At 52.1% G+C, this 9,653-nt stretch carries 10 protein-coding genes; 2 read left to right on the plus strand and 8 right to left on the minus strand.

Going from position 1 to position 9,653, the window contains the following annotated elements; translation table 11 throughout:
* Positions 1-24: 24 nt before the first annotated feature.
* Positions 25-945 (minus strand): nucleotidyltransferase and HEPN domain-containing protein, encoded by a 921-nt coding sequence (locus HGO37_RS26045; RefSeq protein WP_250985918.1) that lies wholly within the window; start codon positions 943-945, stop codon positions 25-27.
* 182 nt (positions 946-1,127) lie between these two features.
* Here HGO37_RS26045 and HGO37_RS26050 point away from each other — a divergent pair, with 182 nt between their 5' ends.
* Entirely contained in the window at positions 1,128-2,165 is a 1,038-nt protein-coding gene (locus tag HGO37_RS26050; protein ID WP_250985919.1) for an IS110 family RNA-guided transposase, read from the plus strand.
* Between the two features lie 1,314 nt (positions 2,166-3,479).
* Here HGO37_RS26050 and HGO37_RS26055 read toward each other — a convergent pair.
* The 7 genes from HGO37_RS26055 to HGO37_RS26085 all read right to left on the minus strand — a co-directional run bounded on the left by HGO37_RS26055 (position 3,480) and on the right by HGO37_RS26085 (position 9,390).
* The gene (locus HGO37_RS26055) at positions 3,480-3,674 is read right to left on the minus strand and encodes a type II toxin-antitoxin system VapB family antitoxin (RefSeq protein WP_250985920.1); all 195 of its coding nucleotides are present in this window, start codon (positions 3,672-3,674) and stop codon (positions 3,480-3,482) included.
* A gap of 270 nt (positions 3,675-3,944) precedes the next feature.
* The gene (locus HGO37_RS26060; RefSeq protein WP_250985921.1) at positions 3,945-4,199 is read right to left on the minus strand and encodes a type II toxin-antitoxin system VapB family antitoxin; all 255 of its coding nucleotides are present in this window, start codon (positions 4,197-4,199) and stop codon (positions 3,945-3,947) included.
* A gap of 135 nt (positions 4,200-4,334) precedes the next feature.
* A complete protein-coding gene (locus HGO37_RS26065) occupies positions 4,335-6,524 on the minus strand; it encodes a relaxase/mobilization nuclease domain-containing protein (protein ID WP_250985922.1) in 2,190 nt (729 codons plus the stop codon).
* Positions 6,521-6,931, minus strand: a complete 411-nt coding sequence (locus HGO37_RS26070) for a hypothetical protein (protein ID WP_250985923.1) — start codon at positions 6,929-6,931, stop codon at positions 6,521-6,523. The genes HGO37_RS26065 and HGO37_RS26070 overlap by 4 nt, the downstream gene beginning before the upstream one ends.
* Positions 6,932-7,592: 661 nt before the next feature.
* Positions 7,593-8,075 carry a type II toxin-antitoxin system YhaV family toxin gene (locus HGO37_RS26075; RefSeq protein WP_250985924.1) on the minus strand — a complete coding sequence of 161 codons (483 nt, stop codon included), beginning with the start codon at positions 8,073-8,075 and terminating at the stop codon, positions 7,593-7,595.
* A gap of 2 nt (positions 8,076-8,077) precedes the next feature.
* Positions 8,078-8,410, minus strand: coding sequence for a type II toxin-antitoxin system PrlF family antitoxin (locus HGO37_RS26080; protein WP_250985925.1), 333 nt, complete (start codon positions 8,408-8,410; stop codon positions 8,078-8,080).
* A 407-nt stretch (positions 8,411-8,817) separates the two neighbouring features.
* Positions 8,818-9,390, minus strand: a complete 573-nt coding sequence (locus tag HGO37_RS26085; RefSeq protein WP_250985926.1) for a hypothetical protein — start codon at positions 9,388-9,390, stop codon at positions 8,818-8,820.
* A gap of 154 nt (positions 9,391-9,544) precedes the next feature.
* Between HGO37_RS26085 and HGO37_RS26445 the strand changes: the two genes are divergently transcribed.
* Positions 9,545-9,653, plus strand: a 109-nt coding sequence (locus HGO37_RS26445; protein ID WP_285201091.1) for a helix-turn-helix domain-containing protein, incomplete at its 3' end; no start/stop codon positions are given.

Raw genomic sequence — 9,653 nt, forward strand, 5'->3', positions numbered from 1 at the left:
CTTTGAAATTGCCCTGTAGTGTTACTACGAAATGCCCGTCGCCTTGGCTGCCTGCTGCAGCTGCTTGATATGCTCGCCGCAGAGCGCTTCTAGCAGGGTATGGAGTTCAGCCGTCCTTTCCTGAAGCCAGGCAAGTGCCTCTTCGCTGATCTCGAACTGTTTTGAATAGCGCGCCTTGACGTAGGCTTCGTTGAGAATGTTGTACCATGCGGTAAAGCGTTGGTGGTCACGCGGCCAGATATCGACGAGACGACGGTCACGATCCTCGGAAAGCCCGCGCAGAAATTTCAGATTGTGCGAGGGCGGGGAGTAGTTGGTCAGCGTAAGTAGGTAACAGGAATAGGCAGATTCGACTGCTTGGTGCAGTTCGAAAACTGCGTGCTTTAGCCGCCTTTTTTGTGTCAGATATCTCGACGTGTCGAGAAACGAGCCTGCAGCAGCAGTTCCCTCGTTAAAATGTTCCTCTGCCACCCTCAGCGCATCCGCTGGGCTGAGCGGCTTTGGTTCGGCCAATGGCCGGTCATCGAACTCGTAGAGAATGATGCCTTCACGAGCGAGATCGACAAAGAAATACTGCCCGTCATGCAGGAAATTACTGATCTCGCGGGCACCATGCACGATCAGGCCAACCGGCGTTTCGATTTCCTTGTCCCACATCACCCTGTCGGTGGCCTTGTCCCAGTATTTTGGGTCGGCCAGTTCCTTGTTGCTGACGATGACCAGAATATCGAAATCTGAACGATAGCCTTTCGAGGTATGCGGTTCGTCGACGAAGGTGCCGCGGGCGTAGGAACCAAACAGGATGATCTTGTAGATCCGCCCGTCTTTTTTCGCATCCGACTTCGAACGCTCGACCACGCCAGCAAACTCTTCCTGGATGATGCGGACGATCTTTTCCAGTTCGACCTGCTTTGCCTGCGGAAGATGTCCGATATCCGATTTCATCGCCTTCACCATCGATTCTTCTAAGCAGCGATCCTAGCTGCGATAGTGGGCTAATGCCACTCCACATTGCTCTAGGGGTGTGGTTTACCACGGTCGCGCGCATAGCGAATCGCATCATAAATCTGAAATCGACCGATGATATCTTGGTACTGATGACCCTCGGGGTGTCAAGGGAGCGAGCGATGCACGGCGTGGCAACGGTGGGACTTGATATAGCCAAGCAGGTATTCCAGGCGCACGGAGCAGATGCGAGCGGAGAGACCCTCTTCAACACGCAAATCAAACGGGAGAACGTTCTGGAGTTCTTCAGCAAGCTCAATCCTTGCCTCATCGGAATAGAAGCCTGCGCTACAAGTTATTACTGGGCGCGCCAGTTATCAGAGCTCGGTCATGAGGTGCGTTTGGTCCATACGGGCTACGTAAAGCCGTTCGTGAAACGAGGCAAAACAGACGCGAACGATGCAGAGGCGATCAACGTTGCGCTTGTGCAAAAAACAATGCGCTTTGTCCCGGTCAAAACCCTAAACCAACAAGCGGCGGTTACGATTTTTCGAACCCGTAGCCTTTTCGTTTCGCAACGGACTCAACTCGTCAACGCGCTTCGAGGACACTTAGCGGAGGCCGGCTTAGTAGCGGCAAGGGGCGTTAGGAATTCTTCTAAACTGGTTAAGTTGATGGAGAACGCAACCGATACCGTCTTGCCCACCGTGATGAAGCAGGCCCTTACCGACGTTAGCGATCAGATGCTTCGATTAAATGACTTGATCATGAAACTAGACAAAGAGATTGAACGCCGCGTGGCAGGCGATGAGGATGCACGTAGGCTTCTAACTATACCCGGTGTTGGACCGAAAACCGCGATGTGCGTTATTGCGACAGTACCTGATATTCATCGGTTTCCCTCTGGTCGCAATTTCTCGTCCTGGCTGGGTCTAACTCCTCGTACGCATTCTAGCGGTGGTCGTTCGCTTTTAGGGCGCATCACGAAAATGGGGAATACCGAACTCCGAACCATGCTTTATCTGGGGGCTACAACGCTTATAGTTCGAGATAGCAAAACTCCGATAGGTCGTTGGGCCGTTCGGTTGCGTACACGACGACCGTTCAAAGTCGCCGCTACCGCTGTGGCGAACCGTATCGCGCGCATCATTTGGGCGCTTTTGGCAAAAGGCGGAGTTTACGATCCGGGATACCGCCAAGTATCCGCGCCTTGTGAATGAGCGATAACCTCTTAGGGTTTGAATAGGTGGCGGTCGACGATTAGCTTACAGGAAGCGAACCAGAGAGCGAATAGACCGAATATCTGGGTGTATCTAGAATACGTCCGATCTACAGGCGTTTGCTCTGCGTTTCAGGTAATGGCAATCTTTATAGATAAAGCCGTGAAAACTCTTGCAGCGCTTACAGTGGTCTTGCCCTCGATCATCCACCTAGCGGGCCGTCTCAACGAAGGAGCGGCCCGCACTTCAATCGGCCTAACGCTGGCTGTTGTCGCCGTTAGCCCTCGGTTTTACTGCTCTGCGCTGAGCGACAAACGATGCACCTCTAACCCATCGGCAGACTTTGGAGATATATCATTTGCAAAATAACCGAGCTATCTCGTGAGGCTCAGATAAACTGAAATCCGGACATGATCATAGCAGCTATGTTCAGGGTGGCATATGGTCGGGGAGCCCTACTCGTATGTCCAAGGTGTCCCACCTAAAGGCCATGGGGCCGTTCGAGGACGGTTACTACATCCCCGATCAATGATGAAGGGACTAACGCGAGGGCGCTCGAATTGAAAGGGATGGAGAACGGAAAATACACTCATACTTAAAGAACTGAAGGACCATATGACTTATCATCTGAAGAGGTGATCCGATCCAAATTATTACCCAACGGAACTTATTCGTGCTTCGGGGGCCACCTCCAAATCGGGATAACACCGAGCAAGGATCGTCGGATGGGCGCAATGTAGTATCGAAGCGGCATATTCGAGGGTGGGGGGCTCTTATGTAGATTGACTTAGAGCGCGTTGATCTTGCTTCAGGTCGTGTCACGGTTAAAGCGTCCGCATATGTTGCCTACTATGTCGCGTTATGCCTGCTCAATATCAGTTTTCGTGAAATCGTCGCCTTCGCGGGGCAGACGGTGTTCCATTGCCAGCACAAAAACAAAGCAGTCACCCTGTGGCAGCAAAGTTGAAATGTCCGCGGTGGCGCGCTCTGGCACACTGGCCAGCCCCGATCTGAGTGGCTGCTCCCCTTGCAAGATCAGATCGGGGCGGGTGGGGCACAGCCCTTCGGCTTTAGCTCCAAGACGATGGACCGACGCCTCACTCCGCGGCGTCCTGCCGCGAGAGCGCCTTCGGGATGGGTTTGTTGGACCCGATCCGATTTTCTGTGAAGATCTGTGCCAAGCTGACAACCGCTGCATATGTCGTCAGCGACGTCTACGCAATCGGCTCATTGCTCATCTCAATCTCTGCCAAAAAACGCCGTCATCATCCTCATTGGCCAAGATCGAAATCATTGCGGATGCACTCAGATATATTAGTCGTCCCACAATTCGTCAGAGATTTTCTTCAGATCAACAGGGGTTGGGTTTGGTCCACGCTTGTCGGCGACGGCATCCTGAAGTTCTCGAACGCGCTCCCGCAAAGGCACGGCTTCCTGCGCACGCTTCAATGCATCCTGAAGCGTGTGGCGAACCGCTTCCGTTGTGCTCCCTGTGTTCGTCGCCTTCATAACCGCCACGCCAGGTCATAAACGGCTTCGTCTTTGATATAGAGTTGTCCCATCTCAAAACCTCCAAGATTGGATATCCTCATTTGTGCCATTGAGATATCCTTGGCAGCAAGGTGTGAGCATGGCTTGCCGCCGTAGATCCGTAAGTGCAGACCGAGATCAGAAGACCCCTCGTTTTTCAATCAAAGAGGTTTGCCCCCGGTACGTTATACTCGACCACGGATGGCTCTAGATGCTGAAAATGCCGCCACGCGAGCTTAGTCAATAGAACTATCTTTCCCATTGTTCGTCCATAAAAGCCTTCATGTCGAACGGCTCGGATTTCGGATTTGGACCTATCCTGCTTTCGATGCGATCCTGAATTTCTTTGATACGCTCTTTCAAAGGAACTTCTTTCCTTAGCCGCGCGAGCTCGTTCTGCAGGGCGCGTCGCACGGCTTCAGTCTTATTCGGCGCATTGGTAGCTTTCATGACCGCTATCGCGAGATCGTTAACAGTCTCATCTCTGATGTGAAGTCCTGGCATCCTAGCTACTCCCAATCACCTTATGAACAGTCCTGCATCGAACTCATGACACTTTGAAAAACATTACCATACGGGTAATCGTGACGCATTACCCGTTGGTGTCAAAAAACTGAACCAGCTACTCAAACACTCCAATTACCGACCCTTATCGTTATCGCGCTCTCGCTGACGCCGGGCTTTGATAGTCTCGCTGTGCTTCTTGACCTCAAGCTTTTTCTCATCATTTTTTTTGACCGCAGCATCCACTGTCGGCTTTTCATTGCCAGATTGCTGTGCTGCGCTCAGTTCTCGCGCGCCAACATTATCTGGATTTCCGTCATCGCTGTTATTTGAACCACCGGAAGGATAGTGCAATTCTTGCTCGAGCTTCGCATGACGTGCGTTTAGAACCTCGTAAAGCTCGGCGCGAAGCTCATTGAACCGCACTCTGTCTGATACGCGGAGTGTAGCATAAAGCGTGTCCAACGTTTCATTGATCATATTAATTATTTGAGCCATCGCGCGTGGGGTACCAGCGGTTTCCATCTCCTCGAGCAACTTGGCAGCTGGGGCCATGTCCAAGTCCTCTAGAGACGTCTCCGTTTGCGGCCTGTTTTCTTTCGACACAAACCGAACGACGTTATCTGCAAAACGGTCAGCGTTTGCGACAAAGCGTGGCTCTACGCCAGCATCTTCCATAACACGCGCCGTCTGCCTCCATGCCGCCGCGATCGAGGAACCATCACGGCGCGCTGTTTCCGGATCGATCATGCCAGAGCGTTTGTCCAGCACCCGATTTTCAGTCGCGGACGACACGCTATAGCCTGTGTCCTGCTGCGCTCTTTTCAGCGCACCAGCATGCTCCTTGGTATATGGACGTGGTTTAGCGTGCTCCTGGCGCCGCGTGGCAACCATGGCAATACCGTTCTCACGGGCCTTTTCAGCGAATGCCTCACGCCATTCATAAAGGTCAGCTTTTTTGAAGTTCAGTCGTTCACCAATATCACTGACTGCCTGCACCATGACGTGAACATGCACATGCTGCGTGTCGCCATGATGGGCAAAAGCGTATTTATGGCCGTGGGCTTTGTCTTCCAGAACCGCCCTCGCCGCCTGCATCACTGCTTGCGGATCTGTCCCGGCCTTCGCGGAAAACAGCAAATGGAAGGCATTGCGGCGCTCGTTGCCGGCCATGTCCTTTTTCCAGCTGTCGAACAGCTTGGTTGCCGCGCGCTGCGGGTTGCCGGCACCCTTTGCCGGATCGCCGTTCGCGGATTTGACATTACGGTTGGTACGAATGAACTTCTGAAGGAAATAGACAGCCTGGCGCTCATTTCCGACTGCACCAACAATCTCGGCCGACGCTGCGATGTTCGAACGCGAAAGACTATCTTGGAATCCTGCCTCGATCTTTTCCACGATTTTGCTGCGGGAATTTTCTCGACCTTCAGACAGAACTTTCGAGATAGTCGCGGCTTTTTTATCCGTTAGCGCATAGGTCTTCACCGTCTGACCCGAGCGAGCGTAAACAAACGGCTTGCTACCGAACACCTGATTGAGCGCGTCACGCAGCTCGTCATCTTTCACCGGATCCTGCATCACGAATTTCACTTCAATGAAATTTGTGTTCTGAAGCGCTGGTTCGAAACTCTCCGCAAAACCACCCAAGAAGTCTTTCCGGTCCTGGGCGTCGTTCAGCACATGGCCTTCATCGGTGTAGACCGCGATATCCTGCTTCTTTCCGTCCTCGCCTTCACGCGTACCAACGTATGCAAGCAGCGCGGCAGCACGAACTTTTGTCGGTGTGGACGATATAACCTTGAACACAGCCTCTTGGGCGCCAGCAGAATACGCAGCGCGGGCGGCAACCTGACCAGGCAACGCGAAGCTGCCAGCAGACCCGAGAACATCACTCGACCGGCGTGACCCGCCCCTCGCACGCATGAGGCTATCGTCGTCTTTTTCCTCCGCAGCAAACACCGCATTGAACACGCTGATAGCAAGTTGAGCAGAGGGTACTGCACTTGTCGAAAAACCTGTCATGGTCAACGAAGGCCCGGCCCCACTCCCTGTTTGATGAGCTCGTCCAAATCCACTGACACCACACTTGGCATTCGACGAATTTTGAACAACCGCACTCTGCGCTGATGATACCCTGCGTCTTTGAACGATCTTCGGCCCAAACTTTCCAGCGACACTTTCAGGATCTCGTGACCTGGCTTGCGCCACGCCACCACGTTCGCGTGCAGCAGCAGCACGATTTTCCTCGCGCTCACTTTCAGGATCTCGTTTTACACCGAGATACCGCTCAATCTCCTCAGCAAATGTTGCAAGACGACTGCTCATTTAGCCGACGCTCTCGGCTTTTTCGGCCTCTTCAACGCCTCGCGCAAATCGTTGCGCTGCTCGACAACCAGCAGCCCAACGGCGATCAGTGCGCGCTCAAGATCCTCCTGATAGTTCACGCGACCCTCATTCATGGCTCGGACTGCTTGGTTCAAGTTGATCCCGACCTTGCGAAGCTGCTCATTCATCGCCTGAATTTCAGGGCGAAGTGCGTTGTCTACCATTGGAATAAGGTCTGCTTCGGATCGGATCATCCGGCGAACTACGTCGCTGAAGGTCGAATTTTCGCGCTCCGCGATGGCCTCAATGAATGCAAGTTCGCCAGCAGCAAAGCGAATATGCTTTGTCTCCGACAACCGTTTCGTTCTTTTCGGCGCAAAATTTGCCGCCGTTTTCGTCTTTTCCATCAAGCCCATCCTTGGGCGCTGAGGCCGTCAGGCCGCTAAGTGGCGAACGCCACGCTAAGGCTGAAAGCCGCGCAAAGGTCTCAATGGACCGCCCGTACATTTTTGTATCACAAAATGTACTATCCTGCCATAAAAACCAGCCATAAAAACCAGTTGAGGTCTGGGTTCGATACGCCCCTACAATACCAAACTCAAAATGGGAGGGGATACCCCTAAACGGGTGTAACGTGAACCTGCACAGATGATGGCCAATATGCAGGTTTGAGGGTTTGCATTTAAACCCTATTACCGCATAAACGGTTTAGCGCTATGCATGTTTGGTCGTATGACGTCACAACTCTTTCGCCCTTTACCTTCAAAATGGTACACTGCCACACCGGTTTAGGGGCAATGCGGTGAAGCGGTGTGAGGGCACACCGGTTTACCTTCGCGCCAACATGCTCAGAGCCAGCCAGGCCCGCGTCGCAAAGGCCTTTTACGCCGCTGATTTTTGGTGGAAAAATATTGAGGCCTAGTGCTTGCTGAACAGCAGAGAAGTAATCGACAAACGTTCGGACGGCCGCCAAGCACATTGGCGGAGCCGAAGCGATGGGCGAGGAGGCCGACTAATCTGCATTCCAGGGCGTGAATATGCGGTCACACAGCTTCCGATGTCACCATGCTAACGGCGAGCTTTTGAGATCCGGGCGATTTCATCAGGGTTTGATGCAATCTTACGCAAATCTTCCCAACTATCTGGCGGATTTCCGTCCTCAAGCATTGCCTTGAACACCCCGTAGGCATCAGTTTTTGAACCGTATGTTCGTAAAGTCTTATCGTCGTTGACCCAAGCAAATATTATGACTTTGGAGCTTGAGTCATACCGAAAGAAAAGTCGAAAGCGACCATTTCCAAACTTTGCACGGAACCAGTGCTTGTATCCGGCTCCAAGCGTCGCGCCTTGCCTATAGACGCTCAAGGTCGGATCAGTAGGGATTGTCTCGAACACGAGCTTGTGTAGAGCGGCAAGCAGTTTGGTATTCGCGTGGCTCTGGTAGTCCTCTGGTTTCTTGAACTTTAAGTTCTCAACCGCAGAGGTCAGCTTCTCCAGTTGGTCGAGAAAAAGAGGGTGCGCTAAGATTGTCCAACTATTTACAATAAGCATGACTAGAGCGCTACATCCCCTTCGATATCGGCATCAAGGTCGATGTCCATTCCACCTACCAGGGCCTGCACGCGATCCCGAAGCGGTGACGAGAGTTTGACAATAGAGTCGTCGGGACGCAAAAGCATGTCCCGTGCCAACAATTCAAGGAACCCCTCGACCACCGGATCGCTTTCCTTTTGATCCACTCGCTCGACATAGACGCGCCTGTGGTCGTCAACAACGAACGCGATGCGATCTCCGTAATCAACTCCCAACGCCTGCCTCACTGCCTTCGGCACGGTCGTCTGTCCCTTGGCTGTGATTGTACTCTCTTCTTTAACCAGCGCACCCATCTGTTCGCTCCAAATTAAACTACGAGGAAGGTAAGGAATATTCCTTACATTGTCAAGAAATCATCTTTCGTAGGTCACAGTGGCTGAAGCACTGTGCAGACTATGGGATAGGTTGCGGTGTTTTTTTTGTTATAAAAGTCTTCGGAGTACCGCGATAAAGAGAAGCACGTCGCATGTGCCGTAATTCCAACGCAGCTAACCGTCTTTATGACGATTGAGATCGATTGCAGCTTAGTTTGTCGAGTAAACCAGAACTGTCGAGGTCTACACTCTTTAGAGCTACCTTGAATCGCGCTGCACATGTCAACGTAAACGGTCTCCGAAAATCCGAAATCAACGATGACTTGACGAGCAAACTCCGGGAAATCTCCGATAAAAAAACAGACTGCGTCTCGAGGCCACTTACCTCAATGAAATTGACCGTACCACCTGTCGTCAAGCGTAGGAATGTAAGGCCAATCGGTCTTATGCGGCAGAGCACTTTGAGCTTCCTTCGCTTCCTCCGGTGTCAGAAAAAGGGCACCTAGTTCGTTACCGCTGTCTATCGCGTAAAGTTGTATGCCAGTACCGGTGAGTTGCTCATTTATAATATGGAAGAAAAAGTATGTGGCTCTTCCCCAACTCTCACTTTCAGTGCCACCTTGCTGCGAGGAGTAAATGAGAAATTCTTGCCCTCCGTATCGGATTTTGTAGCTTGGAACATCTCCATCCAAGAGTTCCGTTACATCTGCAGGGTGTGCCACGTACTTGGTGAGATCCGGAAGAAGGCGTTGATAGGCGTCGGCGATGCCTTGCTCCGCTAAGTCTTCCGCATCGAGCAATATCAACTTTCCGTAGTCGAGCAGTCCCATTCCTAGATGTGTTTGTGTCGTTGATTCCGGAGAAAGTTGGGAAAAGATAGGCGCACGGTCCTGAGCAAAGGACTCTACCGGCCAGGTAAAATGAATCAAAGAAGCGAAAATGAATGTTACCCTACGCATCGGCTCCCGCTTTACAGCGATTTCGATAAGTTTGAGTAAAGTGGCTTCGCATGAGTTCCATAATACAAATTATGCAACTTTGCGTTGTAAGGGGGGCAGATTCCATTTTCAAATGCAACGAAGACAATAATGGCCATGGTTTCAGGAGGATGGAATGGCCCGCTCTTTTGTGCAGCTGAGTTTGGACGAACGCCGCATCATCGCACGGATGAATGAGAAGAAGATCAGTCAGGCCGAGATCGCACGCACCCTTCGTCGCGACC

This window comes from Rhizobium sp. CG4 (assembly GCF_023701965.1).
Lineage (GTDB): Bacteria > Pseudomonadota > Alphaproteobacteria > Rhizobiales > Rhizobiaceae > Agrobacterium.

Bases quoted from the DNA above. Each gene is read 5' to 3' on its own strand.
- HGO37_RS26045 (WP_250985918.1), bottom strand. From the start codon at position 945: ATGAAATCGGATATCGGACATCTTCCGCAGGCAAAGCAGGTCGAACTG.
- HGO37_RS26050 (WP_250985919.1), top strand. From the start codon at position 1,128: ATGCACGGCGTGGCAACGGTGGGACTTGATATAGCCAAGCAGGTATTC.
- HGO37_RS26055 (WP_250985920.1), bottom strand. From the start codon at position 3,674: ATGAAGGCGACGAACACAGGGAGCACAACGGAAGCGGTTCGCCACACG.
- HGO37_RS26060 (WP_250985921.1), bottom strand. From the start codon at position 4,199: ATGCCAGGACTTCACATCAGAGATGAGACTGTTAACGATCTCGCGATA.
- HGO37_RS26065 (WP_250985922.1), bottom strand. From the start codon at position 6,524: ATGAGCAGTCGTCTTGCAACATTTGCTGAGGAGATTGAGCGGTATCTC.
- HGO37_RS26070 (WP_250985923.1), bottom strand. From the start codon at position 6,931: ATGGAAAAGACGAAAACGGCGGCAAATTTTGCGCCGAAAAGAACGAAA.
- HGO37_RS26075 (WP_250985924.1), bottom strand. From the start codon at position 8,075: ATGCTTATTGTAAATAGTTGGACAATCTTAGCGCACCCTCTTTTTCTC.
- HGO37_RS26080 (WP_250985925.1), bottom strand. From the start codon at position 8,410: ATGGGTGCGCTGGTTAAAGAAGAGAGTACAATCACAGCCAAGGGACAG.
- HGO37_RS26085 (WP_250985926.1), bottom strand. From the start codon at position 9,390: ATGCGTAGGGTAACATTCATTTTCGCTTCTTTGATTCATTTTACCTGG.